General features: G+C 62.8%; 17 protein-coding genes. 9 read left to right on the top strand and 8 right to left on the bottom strand.

All coding sequences use genetic code 11. The features are described 5' to 3' along the window. Positions 1–218: 218 nt before the first annotated feature. From mfd to ACSSV3_RS08610, 3 genes are all read right to left on the bottom strand, one after another. Positions 219–3,719, bottom strand: a complete 3,501-nt coding sequence (gene mfd / locus ACSSV3_RS08620) for a transcription-repair coupling factor (protein WP_354324311.1) — start codon at positions 3,717–3,719, stop codon at positions 219–221. Between the two features lie 27 nt (positions 3,720–3,746). Further along, on the bottom strand, positions 3,747–4,025 hold the full coding sequence (locus tag ACSSV3_RS08615) for an FAD assembly factor SdhE (RefSeq protein WP_354324312.1): 279 nt from the start codon (positions 4,023–4,025) through the stop codon (positions 3,747–3,749). A 76-nt stretch (positions 4,026–4,101) separates the two neighbouring features. Beyond that, entirely contained in the window at positions 4,102–4,521 is a 420-nt protein-coding gene (locus tag ACSSV3_RS08610; RefSeq protein WP_354324314.1) for a hypothetical protein, read from the bottom strand. 201 nt (positions 4,522–4,722) lie between these two features. Between ACSSV3_RS08610 and recG the strand changes: the two genes are divergently transcribed. Then, positions 4,723–6,813: an ATP-dependent DNA helicase RecG gene (gene recG / locus ACSSV3_RS08605; protein WP_354324316.1), complete on the top strand. Its 2,091-nt coding sequence runs from the start codon at positions 4,723–4,725 to the stop codon at positions 6,811–6,813. Here the strand turns inward: recG and ACSSV3_RS08600 are convergent. Further along, entirely contained in the window at positions 6,810–7,310 is a 501-nt protein-coding gene (locus ACSSV3_RS08600; RefSeq protein ID WP_354324318.1) for a low molecular weight protein-tyrosine-phosphatase, read from the bottom strand. The genes recG and ACSSV3_RS08600 overlap by 4 nt on opposite strands. A 264-nt stretch (positions 7,311–7,574) precedes the next feature. Between ACSSV3_RS08600 and ACSSV3_RS08595 the strand changes: the two genes are divergently transcribed. From ACSSV3_RS08595 to ACSSV3_RS08585, 3 genes are all read left to right on the top strand, one after another. Further along, positions 7,575–9,929 (top strand): EAL domain-containing protein, encoded by a 2,355-nt coding sequence (locus ACSSV3_RS08595; RefSeq protein WP_354324319.1) that lies wholly within the window; start codon positions 7,575–7,577, stop codon positions 9,927–9,929. A gap of 360 nt (positions 9,930–10,289) precedes the next feature. Continuing rightward, positions 10,290–11,957, top strand: coding sequence for a DNA repair protein RecN (gene recN / locus ACSSV3_RS08590; RefSeq protein ID WP_354324320.1), 1,668 nt, complete (start codon positions 10,290–10,292; stop codon positions 11,955–11,957). Next, positions 11,957–12,667, top strand: a complete 711-nt coding sequence (locus ACSSV3_RS08585; RefSeq protein WP_354324322.1) for a GNAT family N-acetyltransferase — start codon at positions 11,957–11,959, stop codon at positions 12,665–12,667. Before recN ends, ACSSV3_RS08585 begins: the two co-directional genes overlap by 1 nt. A gap of 100 nt (positions 12,668–12,767) precedes the next feature. On the opposite strand, the gene ACSSV3_RS08580 is transcribed toward ACSSV3_RS08585, so the two are convergent. After that, entirely contained in the window at positions 12,768–13,241 is a 474-nt protein-coding gene (locus ACSSV3_RS08580; RefSeq protein ID WP_354324324.1) for a hypothetical protein, read from the bottom strand. A gap of 277 nt (positions 13,242–13,518) precedes the next feature. Between ACSSV3_RS08580 and ligA the strand changes: the two genes are divergently transcribed. Together ligA and ACSSV3_RS08570 are read left to right on the top strand one after the other, a co-directional pair. Then, positions 13,519–15,639 carry an NAD-dependent DNA ligase LigA gene (gene ligA / locus ACSSV3_RS08575; protein WP_454184788.1) on the top strand — a complete coding sequence of 707 codons (2,121 nt, stop codon included), beginning with the start codon at positions 13,519–13,521 and terminating at the stop codon, positions 15,637–15,639. Beyond that, positions 15,639–16,136, top strand: coding sequence for a CinA family protein (locus tag ACSSV3_RS08570; protein WP_354324325.1), 498 nt, complete (start codon positions 15,639–15,641; stop codon positions 16,134–16,136). Before ligA ends, ACSSV3_RS08570 begins: the two co-directional genes overlap by 1 nt. Here the strand turns inward: ACSSV3_RS08570 and ACSSV3_RS08565 are convergent. Genes ACSSV3_RS08565 through ACSSV3_RS08555 form a run of 3 tightly spaced genes read right to left on the bottom strand, consistent with a single transcriptional unit; the run spans position 16,133 to position 18,682 of the window. After that, positions 16,133–17,050, bottom strand: coding sequence for a 50S ribosomal protein L11 methyltransferase (locus ACSSV3_RS08565; RefSeq protein ID WP_354324326.1), 918 nt, complete (start codon positions 17,048–17,050; stop codon positions 16,133–16,135). The genes ACSSV3_RS08570 and ACSSV3_RS08565 overlap by 4 nt on opposite strands. Further along, a complete protein-coding gene (gene bla, locus ACSSV3_RS08560; protein ID WP_354324328.1) occupies positions 17,047–17,967 on the bottom strand; it encodes a subclass B3 metallo-beta-lactamase in 921 nt (306 codons plus the stop codon). The genes ACSSV3_RS08565 and bla overlap by 4 nt, the downstream gene beginning before the upstream one ends. Beyond that, positions 17,957–18,682 carry an SDR family NAD(P)-dependent oxidoreductase gene (locus ACSSV3_RS08555; protein WP_354324330.1) on the bottom strand — a complete coding sequence of 242 codons (726 nt, stop codon included), beginning with the start codon at positions 18,680–18,682 and terminating at the stop codon, positions 17,957–17,959. The genes bla and ACSSV3_RS08555 overlap by 11 nt, the downstream gene beginning before the upstream one ends. A 109-nt stretch (positions 18,683–18,791) precedes the next feature. Here ACSSV3_RS08555 and sdhC point away from each other — a divergent pair, with 109 nt between their 5' ends. From sdhC to sdhA, 3 genes are read left to right on the top strand one after another with little or no spacing between them, the layout of a single operon-like run. Then, a complete protein-coding gene (gene sdhC, locus ACSSV3_RS08550; protein WP_354324332.1) occupies positions 18,792–19,172 on the top strand; it encodes a succinate dehydrogenase, cytochrome b556 subunit in 381 nt (126 codons plus the stop codon). A 12-nt stretch (positions 19,173–19,184) separates the two neighbouring features. Next, positions 19,185–19,571, top strand: a complete 387-nt coding sequence (gene sdhD / locus ACSSV3_RS08545; RefSeq protein ID WP_354324334.1) for a succinate dehydrogenase, hydrophobic membrane anchor protein — start codon at positions 19,185–19,187, stop codon at positions 19,569–19,571. Next, positions 19,571–21,430: a succinate dehydrogenase flavoprotein subunit gene (gene sdhA / locus ACSSV3_RS08540; protein ID WP_354324335.1), complete on the top strand. Its 1,860-nt coding sequence runs from the start codon at positions 19,571–19,573 to the stop codon at positions 21,428–21,430. The genes sdhD and sdhA overlap by 1 nt, the downstream gene beginning before the upstream one ends. Position 21,431: the final 1 nt, after the last annotated feature.

Here is a 21,431-nt window from a genome sequence, read left to right as displayed (position 1 = left end):
ATCTGATTCTCGGGCAGGTAGATCTGGACATTTCTTGCTGACATGGAGGCCTCTACCGCGCGCGATGAAGCGTTGTGTCGCGCTCAGCATCACTTTGATCTGGAGAGTTGGTTAAGGCAACTCCAACTCTGCAACATTCTCAAAGCGAAGAGTTCTATGGCAACTACAAGGTTGCTAGAAGAAATCCCGCAACTGGGGCCATACCTCCTATGTGGCCATCAGGCCGCGCGCTTCGCCTTCGCTGCCTTCTTCACAACCCCGCTTAACCCCTTGGTCAGCTGGAACAATCCGTTCAGCCGGTTTTGCGGGTCGCCCCATGCGCGGTTGATGACCAGTTTCATGTCGGGGCGCAGTTTGGCGGTGTCTTTGGCACCCTGATTGATCCGTTCGACATAGGCGATCAAGCCCATCGGATCGGGGAAATCATCATTGTGGAAGGTGACAAGCGTGCCGCGTGCGCCGACATCGATCTTGGCAATGTTGGCACCGATTGCCTGATGCTTGATTTCGATCAGGCGGATCAGGTTCTTGGTCGGCTGCGGCAGGTCGCCGAAACGGTCGATCATTTCGGCGGCCAGACTTTCGATCTCGTACTGCCCCTCGGCCTGATTGAGCCTGCGATAGAGCGCCATGCGCACCGCCAGATCGGGCACGTAATCCTCAGGGATCATGATTGGCGCATCGACGGTGATCTGCGGCGAAACCTTGTCGCGCGCCGGGGCGAGGCCCATTTCGCCCGCCTTGGCCGCCAGAATCGCCTCCTCCAGCATCGCCTGATACAGTTCGAACCCGACCTCGCGGATATGGCCTGATTGTTCATCGCCCAACAGATTGCCCGCGCCGCGAATGTCGAGATCGTGGCTGGCAAGCTGGAACCCTGCACCCAGCGAATCAAGATCGCCAAGCACCTTCAGCCGTTTCTGCGCGACTTCGGATAGGGCAACGTCTTTTTCATGCGTCAGATAGGCATAGGCGCGCAGTTTGGCCCGGCCCACGCGCCCGCGCAGCTGATAGAGCTGGGCGAGGCCGAAAATGTCGGCGCGGTGGATGATGATGGTGTTGGCGTTGGGCAGGTCCAGCCCGCTCTCGACGATGGTGGTCGAAAGCAGCACCTCGTACTTGCCTTCGTAGAAAGCGCTCATCCGGCTTTCGATTTCTCCTGCACCCATCTGGCCATGAGCAGAGATCGCCTTGATCTCGGGCACGTGTTCGTGCAGCCATTCTTCGACACCCGCCATGTCCGAAATGCGCGGCACGACGATGAAGCTCTGCCCGCCGCGGTGGTGTTCGCGCAGCAGCGCCTCGCGCATCACCATGTCGTCCCATTCCATTACATAGGTGCGCACGGCGAGCCGGTCGACCGGCGGGGTCTGGATGGTGGAAAGTTCGCGCAGGCCGCTCATCGCCATTTGCAGCGTGCGCGGGATGGGCGTGGCGGTGAGCGTGAGGACGTGAACGTCGGCGCGCAGCTGTTTCAGCTTTTCCTTGTGGGTGACGCCGAAGCGCTGTTCTTCATCCACGATCACAAGGCCGAGGTTCTTGAATTGCGTCGATTTTGACAGGATCGCGTGGGTGCCGATCACCAGATCGACCTGGCCATTTTTCAACCCTTCGCGGGTCGCGGTCGCTTCCTTGGCGGAGACGAGGCGTGAGAGTCGCCCGATCTGGAGCGGGAAGCCTGCGAATCGTTCGACAAAGTTCTGATAGTGCTGGCGCGCGAGCAGGGTAGTGGGGGCCACGATGGCCACCTGCTGCCCCGCCATTGCCGCGACAAATGCGGCGCGCAAGGCGACCTCGGTCTTGCCGAAGCCGACATCGCCGCAGACGAGACGATCCATCGGACGCCCGCTTTCCAGATCGCCCAGCACATCGGCGATGGCGCGTTCCTGATCCTCGGTCTCCGACCATGGGAAGCGGTCGACGAACTGGTTAAGCGTGGCGTGATCGGTCGCCAGCACCGTGGCTTTCCGCAGCGCGCGTGCGGCGGCGACCTGCATCAACTCGCCCGCGATGGCGGTGATGCGTTCTTTCAGCTTGGCACGGCGGCGCTGCCATGCCTCACCGCCCAGCCGGTCAAGCGGCACCGCCTGTTCGGACGAGCCGTAGCGGCTAAGAACATCGATGTTTTCGACCGGGATGAACAGCTTGTCCCCGCCCGCATATTCCAGCGCGACGCAATCATGCTGGCTTTTGCCGACCGTGATCGGGTCAAGCCCGAGATAGCGCCCGATCCCGTGTTCGATATGCACCACCAGATCGCCGCGCGACAAGGCCTGAAGCTCGGCAAGGAAGGCATCGGAATCCCGCCGCTTTTTCTTGCGGCGCACCAGCCGGTCGCCCAGCACATCGGCTTCGGTGAGGAGTTCGAGCGTGTCGCTGGCAAACCCGGTTTCCAGCGGCAGGACAACCACCGCGCATTTGCCTTTGGCGGCCAGCCCCAGCGCCTGTTGCCAATTGTCCGCCAGCATAGTTGGCGCGCCGGCTTCTTCAAGGATTAACGCGATCCGCCGGGCGCTGCCGGTGGAATAGGCGGCGAACAGCGGCTTGCGCCCGACCTTGGCAACGGATTTGAGATACCCTGCGGCGGCTTCGTAAACATTTTCACCGCGCCCGCGCTCAGGCGCAAAATCGCGCGCCGAACGGAAGCCGAAATCGAGCACATTGGCGCTGCCCTCGGCAGCAAAACCGCTGGCCCGGTGGGCGGGGGCGGCGGCCAGTGCAGCGTCAAATTCAGCCCGCGTCAGATACAGCGCATCGGGACCGAGCGGGCGATAACTGCCTTTCTTCTCGCTTGCGATCCGGCCGCGTTGTTCGTGGTAATCGGCAATGTCACCAAGCCGTTCCTCGGCCGCGCCAATCGCGCCCTGATCGATGACCACGACATCATCCGTGCCGAGGTGATCGAACAGCGTCGCCAGCCGTTCCTCAAACAACGGCAGCCAATGTTCCATGCCCGCCAGTCGCCGCCCGTCAGACACCGCTTCGTACAGCGGATCCTGCGTGGCGTTCGCGCCGAACAGTTCGCGGTAACGGCTGCGAAAGCGCTTGATGCTGTTGTCGTCGAGCAGCGCTTCGGACGCAGGCAGCAGCAGGTGCTGATCGACCCGTTCCACCGTCATCTGCGTGGCCGGATCGAACAATCGCAGGCTTTCCAGTTCATCACCGAAGAAATCGAGCCGCAGACCTGCATCAAGGCTGGAGGGGAAGATATCGACAATCGATCCGCGCACTGCAAATTCGCCGTGGTCGATCACCGTGTCGGTGCGCGCATAGCCCTGCCGGGTCAGCAGCGCGGCAAGGCTGGCATGGCCGATATTGGTGCCAACGCGGAATTCACGCACGCTTTCGCGCACGCGGAACGGGGTGAGCACGCGTTGCAAAACGGCGTTGACTGTCGTGACCAGCAATTGCTGCGCGCTGCCGGGTTGCTGCAAGCGGTGGAGCGCGGCCAGCCGTTCGGCACTGATCGTCAGCGCGGGGCTGGCCCGGTCATAGGGCAGGCAATCCCACGCGGGGAAGGCGAAGACATCAATCTCGGGCGCGAAGAACTGCGCCGCGTCCACTGCCGCGCGCATCGCCGCATCGTCGGGCGCGATGAACACCGCCCGGCGTTTGGCAGCGCGGGCGAGATCGACCAGCACCAGCGGCAGGCTCCCGCGCGGGAGCGAGGCGAGGGTCAGCGGATCATTGGCCGCAAGGATGCGCGAGAGATCGGGCATAGGTTTCCAGTAAAGCGGCGCGCGCGATCAGCGCGGAATATCAACGTAATCGAGTTTCTGCATGGAGGTGAGCAGGTCGCCCGCCAGATGCTCCGGCGGCGCGGCGGTGCCAAGCGCGAAAGCCATCACATCGACGTCATCTTCATCGAGCAAGGCTTCGAACCACGCCAGTTCCGGTTCGCCCCAAACGGCGTGGTAGCGATCAAAGTAACCGCCGATCATGTAATCGGCCTCACGCGTGCCGCGATGCCACGCGCGGAACTTCGCGCGGGCCAGGCGATCGGCAAAGCTATGCGGTTCCGGCATGGAAAAAGGGGCACCTTCGGTTGGAAAGGCGCCCCTAATCCCAGATCAATCATTCAGGTTCAAGTGAGTATCGCGGTTATGGGTGGGTGTGGCTGTAAGTGACCAGAGAATCCGTTACCAACCCACCCAATTCATCGCGAATTTTCCGCGCAGCTTCCTCGCCGCCAGCAACTTCGACAAATGCCTTGTTATATGCTGCCTGCGCCGGAGGATTATGAGTGTCGAGCGCGGAAAGACCATCCGGCATTTGGATGAGAAGCATCAAATCCCAATTTCCGGTCATCAACCAATGCACCGTGACCGGTTTCAAGCCAGCCTTTTCGGCTGCGCGCGCATTATAAGTCTCTTGGATTTCCGTCCATCGCGGGCCTGCGCCATCGGCAAGCTTGAGATAGACAACCCGGTAAGTGGTCCGCGCCTCTTCAGCTTCTTGCGCCATGGCTGGCGCGGCTGGAATGGCAACCAACGCCGCTGAGCTAGCGGCGATTCCGAACATAAGTTTCCGTATCATAGTCAGGTCTTCCCCCCGTGAAAAACACGTTTGCGAGCGACCCTACTGGTTTGACTGTTACAAGGACGAAGCAATGCAATCATTGCGTGTCGTAACGTCAAGGGCAGATTAGACCACATATTAACCATGCAAACAAGCGCCGTCGTAAGGCTTCGCAGAACGGATGATTGGGGTTAGAGCCCCCTTATGCGGCCCGAAATCCTCAATCCCCTGTTCGCCGAAACCGAAGCGCTCGAAGGCGTCGGGCCAAAGCTGATGAAGCCGCTGGAGAAGCTCGGCCTCACGCGGATCAAGGATGTCGTCTATCACCTGCCCGAACGCTTCGTCAGTCGCCATGCGATTGCCGATCTGGATGAAGGGGGTGAGGGCGAACAGGTGGTGATCGCGCTGACCCCGATTGAACACCGCAGCCCCCGCCCCGGAAGCCGCGGGCCGTATCGGGTGCTGGCACAGGATGCCAAGGGCAATGTCTGCGCGCTGACGTGGTTCGGCAAGGCCGCCTATACCGCCAAAAAGCTGCTGCCTGTGGGGGAGACGCGCTGGATCGCCGGACGGCTTGATCGCTATGGCGATATGCTCCAGATCGTCCACCCCGATCATGTCGAGGAAGCCAGCGCGGCGCATCTGGGGCGGCTGTGTGAACCGGTCTATCGCCTGTCCGAAGGGCTGACCCAGCCGCGCGTGGCGAGCATGGTGGAACAGGCGCTGACCCGCCTGCCAGACCTGCCCGAATGGATTGATCCGGGCCAATTCGCCAAGGCTGGCTGGCCCGCGTGGCGTGATGCGTTGCACCTGGCGCACAAGCAGGACCATCCCAAGGCGCGTGACCGGCTCGCCTATGATGAATTGCTGGCCAACAGCCTCGCGCTGCTGCTGGTCAAGGCCGAAGGCCGCCGCCGCTGGGGGCAGGCGCTCGCAGGGGACGGCGCCTTGCGCGCCAAGCTGCAATTGCCCTTCGCGCTGACGGGCGCGCAGACGCGCTCGATTGCCGAGATCGCGGGTGATTTGGCGCAGGAAGCGCCGATGCTGCGGCTGCTGCAAGGTGATGTCGGTGCGGGCAAAACCGTGGTCGCTCTCAATGCCATGCTGATCGCGGTGGAGGCGGGCAAGCAGGCGGCTTTGCTCGCGCCCACTGAAATTCTCGCCCGCCAGCATTTTGAAACGTTGCGCACCATGCTGCGCCCGACAGGGGTGGAAATCGCTTTGCTGACGGGCCGCGCCAAGGGGCGCGAGCGCGAGAGCATACTGATGGGCCTGATGGATGGGTCGATCCAGCTGCTGGTTGGTACCCATGCGATCTTTCAGGACACCGTCAATTACCGCGATCTGGGGTTGGTGGTGATTGATGAACAGCACCGCTTTGGCGTGGCGCAGCGGCTCGCGCTGGCGGGGAAGGGACGGCGCGCTCCGCATACCCTTGCGATGACCGCGACCCCGATTCCGCGATCGCTGACGCTGGCGCAATATGGCGAGATGGATGTCAGCCGCCTCGATGAACTGCCCCCCGGACGGCAGGCGATTGATACCCGCGTAGTGCCGCAGGAACGGATGGATGAGGTGGTCGCGGGCGTCGAACGGCATCTCGCCAGCGGGCAACAGGCCTATTGGGTGTGCCCGATGGTGCGCGAAATCGACGGGGTGCCTGACCTTGCCGATATTGCCGCCGCCGAGGCCCGCTATGCCGCGCTGAAAGAGCGGTTTGGCAAGGCGGTGGTGCTGGTGCATGGGCAGTTGCGGCCAGAGGTAAAGGACGCCGCGATGGAGCGGTTTGCCAGCGGGCAGGCGCGGCTGTTGGTGGCGACCACGGTGATCGAGGTGGGGGTGGATGTCCCGGCGGCCACGCTGATGGTGATCGAACAGGCCGAACGCTTTGGCCTTGCCCAGTTGCACCAACTGCGCGGGCGGGTGGGGCGCGGGGCGGAGAAATCCACCTGCCTGCTGCTGCGCGGCGGGGCACTGTCTGAAACCGCGCGCGCGCGGCTTGCCCTGATGCGCGAAACGCAGGACGGGTTCCGCATCGCCGAGGAGGATCTGGAATTGCGCGGTGGGGGCGAATTGCTCGGCACAAGGCAATCGGGCGAAGCGGCGTTCCGGATTGCCAATCTGGAACAGATGCAGCGGCTGCTGCCGACCGCCCATGCCGATGCGCGGCTGCTGATCGAGCGGGACGAAGGGGCGCCGGGTGGCGGGCTGGCTTCCCCGCGCGGAGAGGCGGCGCGGTTGCTGTTATACCTGTTCGAACGCGATTGGGGCGTGCAGTTGTTGCGCGGGGGTTAGGCGAGCGGGTCAGACCCTGCGCTGGCCAGACGCTCCACCAGCGCCTGGGCCCCTTCGGTGATGATCTGCCACGCCGCTTCGAAGGCGGCGCTATCGCCGTAATAGGGATCGGGCACGGGCTCACCCTCGCGGCCATTGACCGCATCCAGCAGCAGCGCGACCGTGGCTGTCCCGTCGCGCGGGGCGTGGGCCTTGATCCCTTCAAGATTGGCGCGGTCGAGCGCGATCACGTGGGTGAAGCGGTAGAAGTCATCGGACTTCAACTGACGCGCGGTTAGTCCGGCAATGTCCACGCCGTTGGAGCGGGCAACTGCAATGGCGCGCGGATCGGGCGGATCGCCAATGTGATAGGATGCGGTTCCGGCGGAATCGACGTGGCAATCGAGGCCGCTCTGCGCAGCGGCAGCGCGAAACGCGCCTTCGGCCATGGGTGATCGGCAGATATTGCCGAGGCACACGAACAGTACCGATGTTATGTGATCACCCCCCGCGTGCATCGCGACCAACTATGACAAACTGGCTGCCATGTCCACTGCCAGCAACCAATGTTTCACGTGAAACATCATGAAAACAGGCACTAAAACGGGTCTAGGAGGGGTCTAAGAGGGGTCTAGCAGGGGTCAAGCAACCGCCTGCGGGCCGAGTGGTGGCCGGTAGTACCCCGCCATCGCATCGCGATCAGCGTTTGCGATGAATTAACCAACGCGACCTAAGGTTAACCGCAGTTCCCGTTCGGATTTGCGCGCTTCATGATCAGATCAATGCAATCAACAGTAGACTACCTGCGGCGCGCCCTTGGCTTTGCTGGCGATGAGGTTGCTGTGCTGAACGGCGGAATCATCCGCAATTCGGGCGCGGCGCTGCTCCGGCGAAAGCGTGCCAAGGTGGCGGGCTTTGCGATCCTGTTCGGGCTGGTGTCAGCTGCGATTGAGCTGCCGTTGCCTGCCGAAGACTTCTACCGCGCGATGCGGGCCGAGGTGCGATCCAAGCCTGCGCCGCAGGACGTGGTGATGATTGCCATCGATGACAAAACATACAATGCGTTCAATCGGACGCTGCCGTCGCGCGTGGATGATAGCCAATTGATTGACACGCTGATTGCATCGGGGGTGGCAAAGGTCACATTCGACCGCGCACACGCTGATCCGGAAAACCCGAAAGCCGACGCGATATTCGCCCAGACGCTTGCCCGGCACAAGGGCAAAGTCTGGCTCGGCTTCGCGCCCAAGCACGAGGTTGGATTCCAGATCGTGGAGGAGATTGTTCCACGCCCCGCGTTTCGCGAGCATGCACAACTTGCCGCAATGAACGGGCTTGGAGCCCCTTTCGGCTTTTCGGTTACCTTTCCAACCAGTGTTAATCTCAACGGATCGAGGCATCCTTCGCTTTCAGCGGCACTGGCGAATTACACTGGCCCTGACCGGAGTTACCGCCCGGATTATGCGTTCAATCCCGGCACAATACCGGCCTTCAGTTACATTGATGTCCTTAACGGCGATATTTCAGCTTCCGCGCTAGATGGCAAAAGCGTAATTATAGGCGAGAGCTTTTATGAATCAGCCGACTATTATCGCCTGCCCTTGCGCGACGGTCGCTTGCCCGGCGCCTATTTCCACATCATGGGCGCGCATACGCTCAAGCGCGGGGTGCCGGTTGATCTGATGTGGGTTCCGGCGCTGCTGGTTGCCGGGCTGGCGATCATGGCGCAGGTTCTGGCGAATTCGAAATCGTCGCGCGCGCTGGTGGTTTCGGCTGGCGGATTGCTCACCGTGCCACTGGTGCTCGACGAATTCGGCGTCAATATTGATGTGATGTCAGCGCTGCTGGCCATGCTGGCAGCGGGTATCGGGTTTCAGCGCATCGCCCGCAAATATTATAGTCAGGATGTCGATGCGATGAGCACTTCGGCGTTGAGTTCCGATCAGGTCAGCGCCGGACGCGATGTCTATGCTTTGAAAATCGCAAGCCTGGCCGAAATGTCGGAAGAATGGACCGCGCGCGAACTGGGCGAGTTTGTCAGCACGTTGATCGCCTATATCAAAGGGCCGGGAGAGACGGGCGATGTCGCGTTTGATCGTGACGTTCTGGTGTGGCTGGCCCCGCGGATGGACACCGCCAGTCTCGAACGGCATGCCGATGGCCTTGCGCTGATTCTCAAGACCGCGATCAGCCATGATTGGCAATCGGCCAGCAGTGCACCGGCGCTGGGGATCGATACCAATTATGATCTGCCGCTTGACCAGCGCATCAAGAAGGCGATGCAGGCGGCTGAGGAAGCCGCATCGCGCGGAGCGCGGTTTATCATCAATGATCCCGCCTATCTCGAAGCCCGCAACCAGCGGGTTGGATTGCTGCGGGTGCTGGAAAAAGGGCTGCGTGATCGCAGTATCGGGGTGGCTTACCAACCCAAGGTCGATCTGCTCACCGGCCGGATTGTCGGCGCGGAAACGCTAATCCGCTGGAAGCCTGATGGCAAGGAGTGGGTCAATCCGCAAGAATTGGTGCTCGCCGCCGAAGCGGGGGATCGCATCAACGAATTGACGCTGGTGGTGATGGAAGCCGCGCTGGTTGAAGGCAAGAAAGCGATTGCGCTTGATCCGGCCTTCAAGCTGGCAGTCAATATGTCAGCCAAAAGCCTGAGCGACGCGCATCTGATGTTCGACATCATGACAATGCTGGGCCGCCATGCCTTCCCGCCGGGCAACCTCACGCTGGAACTGACCGAGACGGCCAAGTTGGAAGATGAACGAATCGCGCCGCAAATCGCTGCGCTCAAACAGCGCGGGATCAGTCTTTCGATCGATGATTTCGGCACCGGGCAATCAAATCTCGAATATATCGAGAAGTTGCCCAGTTCCGAACTCAAGATCGACAAGCGCTTCGTGCAGAACATGGCGACATCGGAAGAAAGCCGCGCCGTGGTGCGCGCCACGATCGAAATCGCCCACTCGCTGGGTAAGGTCGTGGTGGCCGAAGGTGTCGAGGATCAGGCAGTCGCAGCCACTTTGCGCGCGATGGGCTGCGACCATGCGCAAGGCTACCTGTTTGCACGGGCAATTACGATGCCAGAGCTGCTATCGATGATGGGCGGCGGGAGAATCGTAGTTAACGGTTGATTATGGTTAATTTTGTGTTAAAACGCTCCTACAGCAATTGACGCTGATAGGAGAAATATTATGTGGGGCTGGATTTCCATTCTCTTCGGCACCAGTTAAGTCGGCGTCGTAAGAGCTAGCAAAAAGCCTCGGGAAACCGGGGCTTTTTTCGTTTTGGGGCCGAATTTCAGCGCAAATGGATGGTCTTGCGCCGCCAACGACGAATCGGTGCGGGGCCGAATCGGTCAGGCGATTCGCAACCATAAAATTTCAGCAGGGCGTGGGTTTTCAAAGTCCTGAAACCCGGCGCATGGGCTTGGGGATTGCCTCTCGCTTGAAGCGTGACGGCGGCAGCGGCCTGCGCTATCCCTTGCACCGCCCATGCTGACCCGTCTTTCGATCCGCAATATCGTCCTCATCGAAGCGCTCGATCTCACCTTCGCGCGTGGGCTGGGCGTGCTGACGGGGGAGACGGGGGCGGGCAAGTCGATCCTGCTCGATGCGCTGGGGCTGATCCTGGGCGACCGGGCGGAGACATCGCTGGTGCGCGCCGGAGAGGACAAGGCGAGCGTCACCGCCAGTTTTGAATTCGCCGCGCTGCCCGCGCCCATCGCCGCCGCGCTGGATGAGGCGGAGATCGCCATTGAACCGGGAGAGCCGCTGCTGATCCGGCGGCAGGTGAAGGCCGATGGCGGCTCCAAAGCCTTCATCAACGATCAACCCGCCAGCGTCGCACTGCTGCGCGAACTCGCGCCTGCGCTGGTCGAACTCCACGGCCAGCATGATGATCGCGGGCTGGTCAATCCGCGCGGCCACCGGATGCTGCTGGATCGCTATGCGGGCACCGATGCGGCGGGGCTGGAACGCGCCTTTGCCGTCTGGGCGAGGGCTGAAGCGCAGCTCGCCGAGGCGCGCGGCGCGGTGGAACAGGCCAAGGCCGATCAGGATCTGCTGATCGCACATCTGGCGGAGCTGGCCGCGCTGGAACCGGTGGCAGGCGAAGAAGCACGCCTTGCCGCGACTCGCGCCGATATGCAGAAGGGTGAGCGGCTGGCGGGCGATCTGGAGGCGCTGCGCCATGTGTGGGAGGGTTCGGATTCGCCGCTCGCTGCGCTGCGCGTGGCCGCGCGCAAGCTTGACCGGATCGCGGGCGAACACGCATTGCTGACCGAGGCGCTGGCTGCGCTCGACCGCGCGGTGATCGAAGCGGGAGAGGCGGAGGACAAGCTGCAAGCCGCTGCCGAGGCGCTGCTGCACGATCCCAACGCCTTGGAAAACGCCGAAACCCGGCTGTTCGAACTTCGCGCCGCCGCCCGCAAGCACCGCTGCGAGGTGGACGACCTACCCGAATTGATGCGCACGATGCGTGGCCGACTCGACGCGATTGAGGGCGGGGAGGCGCAGTTGGACGCGCTTGAAGCCGCCGCCAAGGAAGCGCGCACTGCCTACGTGGCAACGGCGCAGAAGGCGCACGCGGCGCGGGTGGCGGGCGCGGCGAAGCTGGACGCGGCGGTGGCGGCGGAGCTTGCGCCGCTCAAGCTCGACGCCGCGCGATTCCTGACGCAGATCACCGCGCTGCCCGAAGACCGCTGGGGCGCAAGCGGGATGGACGCGGTCGAGTTCCTCATCTCGACCAACCCCGGCGCGGATTTTGCAGCCCTCGGCAAGATCGCGAGCGGCGGGGAATTGTCGCGCTTTATCCTCGCATTGAAGGTCGCGTTGGCCGAACAGGGCGGGGCGGCGACGATCATCTTCGACGAAATTGACCGCGGCGTGGGCGGGGCGGTGGCGAGCGCCATCGGAGAACGCCTCGCTCGGCTGGCGGCGCAGGAAGGCCAATTGCTCGCGGTAACGCACAGCCCGCAAGTCGCCGCGCGGGGCGGGCAGCACTACCTGATCGCCAAGGCATCCAGAGGCACGGTGACACGCACCAGCGTGGTGCTGCTGGATGCTGACGGGCGGCAAGAGGAAATCGCCCGGATGCTGTCTGGCGCGGAAGTGACGCCCGAAGCGCGCGCGCAGGCAGATCGGCTGCTGGAGGGGGTGTGATGGATCGGATCCTTGATCGGCAGGTGTGGCATATGCTGCAAGGGCGGCTTGCCCATCTCGCGCAAGGGTCGGGCTCTGCCGTTCGGGTCGATCCACGCTACGGGCCATTTGCGGCCGCGCGTGATGGCGGGCAGGAGGCGCAGGCGGGTTTGGCCTCACTGCTCGCAAGCCGGGATGACGAATTGTGGCTGATCGAGCCGGAAGTTTGGCGCGCGCCGCCCGGTACACGCATCGAACGAACGATGGAACTGCTCCAGATGATCGCCGATGGCGATGTGCCTGCGGATGAAGCGCCTGATCCTGAAATTCACCGGCTTGGTGAGGATGATGCAGCCGAGATGGCCGAGATCGCACTGGCGACTGAGCCGGGGCCGTGGCGCGCGCTGACTCATCGTTTTGGCCAGTTCTACGGTATCCGTATCGACGGGCGCTTGGCAGCGATGGCGGGAGAGCGGATGCTGCCTGCGTCAGGGCTGGCGGAAATCAGCGGGGTCTGCACCTGGCCCGAATATCGCGGGCAGGGTCTTGCCCGGCGGCTGATCAAACAGGTTATGGCCGGACAGCGCGCGCGCGGTGATGTGCCCTATCTCCATTCATACGCCCACAACGAAGGCGCGATCGGGCTTTATAGATCGCTTGGATTTAGACCTCGCGGGACGATGTGCGGCCTGACGATGTGGGCGACGGTGTTGGTGCCCGATCACGACTGACACCGCGAATACGCGCGGTGGGCAGGCACGAAATCCGATCGGTTGCCGGGGCGGGAGATGAAAATCGATCCGCGCCCCGGTCAACCTATCGGGTTTTGCGTTACTGGCTAGCGTACCACTGGCCGGTTCCGCGTGCCTGGGTTTCGGAATACCATTCCATCGTCAGCGAACCACGCCGTCCGGTTGCTTCACCGGTTTTACCCTGAATGCCGCCAACACATCCAAGCGGAGTTTCCGGCCCGGGCTTGCCCAGATAGTTACAGCCATAGACCAGCGAAGCCACGCCGCTGGGATCGTTGGTGGTGCATGAGAAATGCAGGGCAAACAGCCCGTTGTCGGGTTGATCCATGCCGATGCAGCGGGCCTTGCCCTTTTCCACTGATCCGTCGGCATATGTCGTGGTGTAAGACCCGTTCACTATTCCTGCGCCGCCCTGCGGCCTATCAGGAGTATCCATTCCACCAACAAATTCAACAGGTTCCCAAACAACTTCATAAGTGAAGTTCTGTGCAACCGCTGCCCCGCTAAATAAAAGAGACGCCGCAGCAAAGCCGATAAGCTTAGGATATATCATGGTTTTATACCTCCCCCCAAATATGCAGCTGCCATAGACATCTGCATCGACTCGATAGTCGTCATGCTCCCCTACGATTCAAATAACATGATATTACTTCATTTACAAAGTGGTCTGATGGGATGACTGACTTATCATTTACGGGGGCAATGCGATTACATCAGTTCCGCAAACGAACCGGCTTGCACGGTTCAGCGAACGATATGTGACGTCTTGGCGCCGCACTTTTCGGCGCTTTGCTATTCGGGCATAGGAGAGCCAAAGGACGTCGAAACCAATGCCAATGAGCCAGCGCGCCAACCTCTCCGAAGCCGATGCCGCCAATGAATTGATGCGGCTGGCGCGTGCGATTGCGCATCATGACCGGCTGTATCACGCCGAGGATTCGCCCGAGATTTCCGACGCGGAATATGATGCGCTCGTCCGCCGTAATGCCGAATTGGAGGCGGCCTTTCCGCATCTGATCCGCGACGATTCGCCCACGCGCAAAGTGGGCCATGCCATCGCCGCTTCGCCATTGGGCAAGGTCGCCCATGAAGTTCGGATGATGAGCCTCGACAATGCGTTCTCGCCAGAGGAAGTCGCGGAGTGGCTGGCGCGGATGCGGCGGTTTTTGAACCTGCCGGAAGACGCGCCGTTGGCCTGCACCGCCGAGGACAAGATTGACGGGCTATCGTGCTCGCTGCGCTATGAAAACGGCGTGTTGCTGCGCGCCGCGACGCGCGGCGATGGGCAGGTGGGTGAGGATGTGACGGCGAATGTCGCGCATATTCCCGACATCCCGCAAAAACTGCCCGCCGATGTTCCCGCCATCTTCGAGGTGCGCGGGGAGGTCTATATGGAAAAACAGGCCTTTACCGCAATCAATGCTGCGCAGCATGAGGCGGGGGGGAAGCTGTTTGCCAACCCTCGCAATGCGGCGGCAGGATCGCTGCGGCAGAAAGATGCGAATGTCACCGCCAAGCGTACCTTGCGGTTCTGGGCGCATGGCTGGGGCGCGGCGACGCAGGTTCCGGGCACGACCCAGACCGAGGTGGTGGAATGCTTGCGCGCGTGGGGCTTTCCGATCTCACCGCTGTTCACCCGGATCGAAGGTGGGGCGGATGATCTGGTTGCGCATTTCGATGCGATCGGCGCGGCGCGGCCTGATCTGCCCTATGATATTGACGGGGTGGTTTACAAGCTCGACCGGATCGATTGGCAGGAACGGCTGGGTTTTGTCGCCAAGGCCCCGCGCTGGGCGCTGGCGCACAAGTTCCCGGCGGAGCGCGCGGAAACCACTGTCGAAGCCATCGACATTCAGGTCGGGCGCACGGGCAAGCTGACCCCGGTGGGCAGGCTCGCCCCGGTGCTGGTCGGCGGGGTGACGGTGACCAATGTGACGCTCCACAATCGTGATGAGATCGCGCGGTTGGGGCTGCGCGTGGGCGACCGGGTGGTGATCCAGCGTGCGGGCGATGTGATCCCGCAGGTGGTCGATAACCTAACGCGTGACGAGGTGCGCGCCGCGTTCGCGTTCCCCGATCACTGCCCCGAATGCGGCAGCGAGGCGGTGGCCGAAGAAGGCGAGGTCGATGTGCGTTGCACCGCCGGGCTAATCTGCCCGGCGCAGCGCACCCAGCGGCTCGAACATTTCGTCAGTCGCAAAGCATTGGATATCGAGGGGCTGGGCGAAAAGACCATCGCGCAGTTCTTTGCGTTGGGGTGGCTGGAAAGCCCGGCGGATATTTTCCGACTGCGGCAGCGGCGCAGCGATATTCTGGCGCTGGAGGGGTGGCAGGAGAAGTCGGTCGACAACCTGCTGGCAGCTATCGAGGCCAAACGCACGCCCGATGCCGCGCGGCTATTGTTCGGGCTTGGTATCCGCCACGTCGGCGAGGTGACGGCGCGGGATTTGATGAAGCATTTTCACGATCTACCGAGGATCAAAGAGGCAGTAGACCACCTGAACGCGAACTTCATGGCTGAGAGCGGTGCTCGGTTAAAGCCCGAAACAGACTATGATTGGTATCTTGCCTTTACCTCGATCGACGGCGTGGGCGACGCAGTTGTGGAGTCGCTCCGAGACTTCTTCCACGAACCGCACAACGTCGCGGTGTGGGAAGATCTGCTCAGCCAAGTCACCCCGCCGCGCTACGAGGTCAAAACCATCGCCAGCCGGGTTGCTGGCAAGACCGTGGTGTTCACCGGCAAGCTGGGAACCATGAGCCGCGACGAAGCCAAGGCGCAGGCTGAACGGCTGGGCGCGAAGGCGGCTGGCAGCGTCAGCGCGAAAACCGATCTGGTGGTGGCCGGGCCGGGGGCGGGATCGAAGATGAAGAAAGCCGCTGAACTCGGCATCGAAGTGGTGGACGAGGCGGGCTGGGCAGCGATTGTCGCTGAGGCGCTGGGAAACTGATGGACTTGCTGCACGAACTCCATCCGCGAGCCTTGCACATCGCAGGCCTGCTGCGGGCGCGAGGCGAGACAGTCGCGGTGGCCGACGGGGCGACCGGAGGCTTGATCGCCGCCACCTTGCTGACGGTGCCCGGCGCGCTCGATTACTTTGTGGGGGGCGGCGTGGTCTATTCCTTCCGCGCCCGCGACGTGCTGTTCGATCTGCCGCGCGAGGCATACAAGGGGATGCGCGGGGCCAGCGAAGAATACGCACTGTTGCAAGCCCGCGCGATCCGCGACAATTTCGGCGCAGACTGGGGTCTGGCCGAAAGCGGGTCGGTCGGCGGCTCCAATCACCCCAGCGGCGCGCCTGCCGGACGCAGTGTTGCCGCTTTGGCAGGGCCGGGGGGCGAGTTCACCCGCCTAATTGAAACAACTTCGGATGACCGCATCGCCAACATGGCCGCCTTCACCCGCTACGCGCTGGCGCTGTTGGAAACCAACCTTGTCGCCGCCTAGCGCATCCGTCTCCGCCGCAGCCACAATATCGCCCAATCGCCGCGTTGCAACCGTGCTGCCATGCGGAAGCCTGCGCGGTGCATCGCGCGCCTGACCGCCGCTTCCTGTTCGCCCGCGAGCAATCCGGCCAGTAGCAAGCTGCCCCCCGGCACAACTGCGCGGGCAAAATCGGGCGCGAGTTCCACCAGCGGCCCGGCGAGTATGTTGGCGATCAGCAGGTCATAGGCCCCGCGCACCTTGATCAGCGGATCGTCCATCCCGTCGGCCACCACCATCACCGCCTCACCCGCGCGCGGGCCGAGCGGGATGCCGTTCAATGCGGCGTTCTCCTCGACCACCGGCACGCACACCGCGTCGATATCGGTAAGGGTGATGCGCGCACGCGCCCACAGCGCCAGCGCCGCAAAGCCGAGCAAGCCGGTGCCGGTGCCGATATCGGCAATATTGCGCGCGACCATGCCGCTCGCCTTGATCGCGTCGAGCATTTCGAGGCAACCGGCGGTGGTGCGGTGCTGCCCGGTGCCGAACGCCTGACTGGCGGGGATCACAAAGTCGATGGCTCGCGGGTCGGCGGGGTAATCGGGGGTGTGAACGTGGAACCGCCCGGCACGGATCGGGGTGACATTGTGCTGGCTCAGCGTCACCCAATCCTGCGGGGGAAGTTCCTCGATGGTGAGTTTGGGTGCCCCACCTTCTAAAACGCCCGCGAACAAGCCCGTCAGCGCGGCTTTCTGCGCCTTGCCCGGTTTGCGCGGAAACCAGCCTTCGAGCACCCAGTCGTCAGGCTGGTCCTCCGCCACTTCGCGCCCCGCGATGACGAGTTCAAAGTCCCAATCGTCGATGAGATCATGCGCGAGCAGCGCCGCCTGCACCACCGTCTTGGGCGCGTGGAGGCTCAATTTCCAGGTGGTCATTTGCTGGCAGCTTCCTTGGCGAGCCGATCATCCAGCGCCTTGGTCTTGCTGGCGGCGTAGGCGAGGCAGGTCATGCCGCCTTCGAATGAACCGGTGCGGGCGCGGGCAAGCATTTGGCTCGCCGAAGGATGCGGGGTGATCAGCATATCGCATTCCAGCCCTGCCAGCCGAGCGATCCCGCGCCGGAACATCGCGACATATTCAGGGTGATCGGTGAAACGGTATTCGTCGGCGCTGACGGGCGAGAGGCTGTCACCATAAACAATGGTCACGCATCCGCCCGCAGTGCAGCTCTCCCACTGCCAGCTCATCGCGCCGATGGTGTGGCCGGGGGTGGCGATCGCGGTTAGGGTGACGCCGGTTGTTTCAAGCACCTCTCCGTCTGCGACTGCGCGGATCGTGCCAGTGACCGGTGCCATGGCTGCGTGCAGCCCCGCTTGCGGATCGCGCGGATCGTCCTTGCCGGTGCGCATCACCTCGGCCGCGCCTTCGCCGACCCATAGCGGCGTGCCGCTCAGCCCCTGAAACCGGGCCATCCCGCCGACATGGTCGTAATGTTCATGGCTGACGAGCAATGCCTTCACATCGCGCATTGTGTAGCCGAGTGCCGCGATATTGGCCTCAATCGCTTCGGAGCCTGTGTTGGTGCCGCTGTCGATCAGCACCGCGCCATCATCGCCCTTGATCAGGATCGCGGCGATCCCGCAGGTGCCGACATACCAGGTGTTGCCGTGGATCTGGAACGGCTCTGTCGGCTTGTCCCAATCGTCCCAATCTTCGCACACCGAGGCAAAGCGCACGATGTCGCTCGAATGCTGCGCGTCCGCGACCCGTGCGGTTATGTCCGAGGCGGGGATGCTGGCGCCGCACCCGGCGAGTGCCAGCGCGGTCAGAGCGAAGAGGGATTTATCGAACAAAGCTGGCTCCATTGGCGTCGATCACCGCGCCGGTCATGCTTGGCGGTGCGTCCAGTGCGCAAAAGGCGATGATCGCGGCGATTTCGTCCGGTGTCGCCACCCGGCCCAGCGGAATGTCCGCCAGCAGCCCCGGCCCGCCGCGACTGGCGAGGTAATCATCGGCCATGCTGGTATCGGTGAACCCTGGCGTGATTGCGAAGCTGAGGATGCCGTCCTTGGCATAGGCGCGCGCAATCGTCTTGTGCATCGCCACCATCCCCCCCTTGGCCGCAGCATAGTGCCAATGCGCCGGCGAATCCCCGCGATAGGCCGCGCGGCTCGCCACATGAACCAGCCGCCCTGCAAAACTGCGCGCCTGCCAGTGCAGCACCGCCAGCCGCGAAAGCTGAGCGGCGGCGGTGAGGTTGACCCGCAAGGTATCCTCCCACGCATCCAGCCATTCGATGTCCGATCGGTCGAGCCGGTTGGCCTCGAACCGCCCGGCATTATTGACCACCGCGTCAATTTGCCCGCCCGCCAGTTCCAGCGCCGCTTCCCATAGCGATTGGACGGCCAGCGGATCGCCGAAATCGGCGGCGATGATCGGCGGAGCGCCCGGCGCGGCGGGTTGCGGGCGTGAGGCATGGCCGATCACCGCCACCCCCCGCGCGCTGAGAGTTTCGAGCGCCGCCTTGCCAATTCCGCGGCTTGATCCGGTTACAAGAATGTGTCCCATGCAAGTGTCTATCCGAAACTTTGCAAGCTGTGTCCACCGCTCGCCGCTTGCCTCAAGCGATAGCGATGCTTAGTGGGATGACAAAATCCAGCGACCAGACGGGATCATCATGAACCAAAGACCGCTTTCTCCCCATTTGCAGGTGTGGCGCTGGGGCCCGCACATGCTGGTATCAATCCTCCACCGCGCCACCGGTGATGGCTTGGCGCTGGTTGGCCTTGGCGTGCTGGTGTGGTGGCTGGGCGCGCTGGCGAGCGGGCCTGCGGCCTATGCCAGTTTCCAGTCGATCATGGGTTCGCCTGTCGGCATGGTGGTGCTGGTCGGCCTGTCATGGGCGTTCTTCAATCACATGATGAGCGGGCTGCGCCACTTCGTGCTCGATATCGGCGCTGGCTATGAACTGGATACCAATCGCCTATGGTCAATCGCCGCGCCGGTGATCGCCATCCTTCTCACCGCGGGCTTCTGGGCCCTGATCCTGCTGCGCTGAGGAGACAGGCATATGGGTAACGGAACTTCCATCGGGCGCGTTCGCGGGCTGGGCGCATCGCACCACGGCGCGCATCACTGGCTGGTGCAGCGCTTCACCGCGATCGGCAATGTGGTGTTGATGAGCTGGCTGCTGGTCAGCCTCGTGATGCTCGGCGATTTTGACTATGCCAGCGTTGCCAAGTGGCTTTCGCAGCCGGTGGCGGCGGTGCCGATGATCCTGCTGGTGATCAGTCTGTTCTGGCACGCGCGGCTCGGCCTGCAGGTGCTGATCGAGGATTATGTCCACAACGCCGGCACCAAGTTCGGGGCGCTTGTCGCGCTCAATCTCGCAATTTTCGGCGGCGGCGCCTTTGCCATTTTCAGCGTTGCCGCGCTCGCATTCGGAGGTCAGGCCTGATGGCTACGACAGCAGCAAACGCAGCCGACTCGGCTTCGCATCTGAAGGGCGCATACAAGATTATCGACCACACCTATGATGTGGTGGTGGTGGGCGCGGGCGGTTCTGGCCTGCGCGCGACGATGGGCGCGGCGGAAAGCGGCCTGCGCACCGCCAATATCTCCAAGGTGTTCCCCACCCGCAGCCATACCGTGGCAGCGCAAGGCGGGATCGCGGCGAGCCTTGGCAACAACAGCCCCGATCACTGGACCTGGCATATGTACGACACCGTCAAGGGGTCAGACTGGCTGGGCGATCAGGACGCGATCGAATATCTCGCGCGCGAAGCCCCGGCAGCGGTTTACGAGCTGGAACACGCGGGCGTGCCGTTTAGCCGCAACGCCGATGGCACGATCTATCAGCGCCCGTTTGGTGGGCACATGCAGAACATGGGCGCCGGCCCGCCGGTGCAGCGCACCTGCGCCGCGGCTGACCGCACCGGCCATGCGATGCTCCACGCATTGTATCAGCAGAGCCTGAAGTATGACGCGGATTTCTTCATCGAATACTTCGCGCTCGATCTGATCATGTCCGAAGTGGGCGGCGAGAAGGTCTGCGTCGGCGTGATCGCGATGTGTCTGGATGACGGCACGATCCACCGTTTCCGCGCGCAATCGGTCGTGCTGGCGACGGGCGGTTATGGCCGCTGCTATTACACCGCCACATCGGCGCACACCTGCACTGGCGACGGCGGCGGCATGGTGTTGCGCGCTGGCCTGCCATTGCAGGACATGGAGTTCGTGCAGTTCCACCCGACCGGCATCTATGGCGCGGGCGTGCTGATTACCGAAGGTGCGCGGGGCGAGGGCGGGTATCTCACCAACTCCGAAGGCGAACGCTTCATGGAGCGTTACGCGCCTTCCGCGAAAGACTTGGCGAGCCGCGATGTCGTGTCGCGTTCGATGGCGCTGGAAATGCGCGAAGGGCGCGGTGTCGGGCCGGAGGGCGATCATATTTACCTCCACCTCGATCACATCGATCCCAAGGTGCTGGCGCAGCGCCTGCCGGGGATTACCGAAAGCGGCAAGATTTTTGCAGGGGTCGATCTGACCCGCCAGCCGCTGCCCGTGACCCCGACGGTGCATTACAATATGGGCGGCATCCCCTGTAACTATCACGGCCAGGTCGTCACCCTCGGCCCGGATGGCAACCCCGATCACGCGGTCCCCGGCCTTTATGCGGTGGGTGAGGCGGCGTGCGTTTCGGTGCATGGGGCGAACCGCCTCGGATCGAACTCGCTGATCGATCTTGTGGTGTTTGGCCGGGCGACCGGGCATCACCTGCGCGATAGCCTGAAAGCGAACGCCAAACAGCCCGAACTGCCCGCCGACAGCGCCGATTTCGCGCTGACCCGGCTGGATCACTTCCGCTATGCGCAAGGCGGATCCCCCACCGCGCAAATCCGCAGTGATATGCAAAAGGCGATGCAGAAACATTGCGCCGTGTTCCGCGATCAGAAACTGATGGACGAAGGCGTGGCCAAGCTGGCCGAACAAAGCAAGCGGATGGCGGATATCCACGTCAGTGACAAATCGCTGATCTGGAATTCTGATCTGATCGAAACGCTCGAACTCGATAACCTCATGTCGCAGGCCAATGTGACGATTGCCAGCGCCGCCAACCGCAAGGAAAGCCGCGGCGCCCACGCGCATGAGGATTTCCCTGATCGCAACGATGCTGAATGGATGAAGCATACCGTGGCGTGGTTTGACGGTTGGGGCGGTTCGGGCGGAACAGTGCGGATCGATTACCGCCCGGTGCACGAATACACGCTGACGGACGATATTGCTTACATCGAGCCGAAGGCGCGGGTGTATTGAT

The sequence above is a fragment of the Porphyrobacter sp. MBR-49 genome, assembly GCF_053628655.1.
The sequence above is the reverse complement of the archived record's forward strand: the minus strand, read 5'-3'. Positions and strand labels throughout refer to the sequence as shown.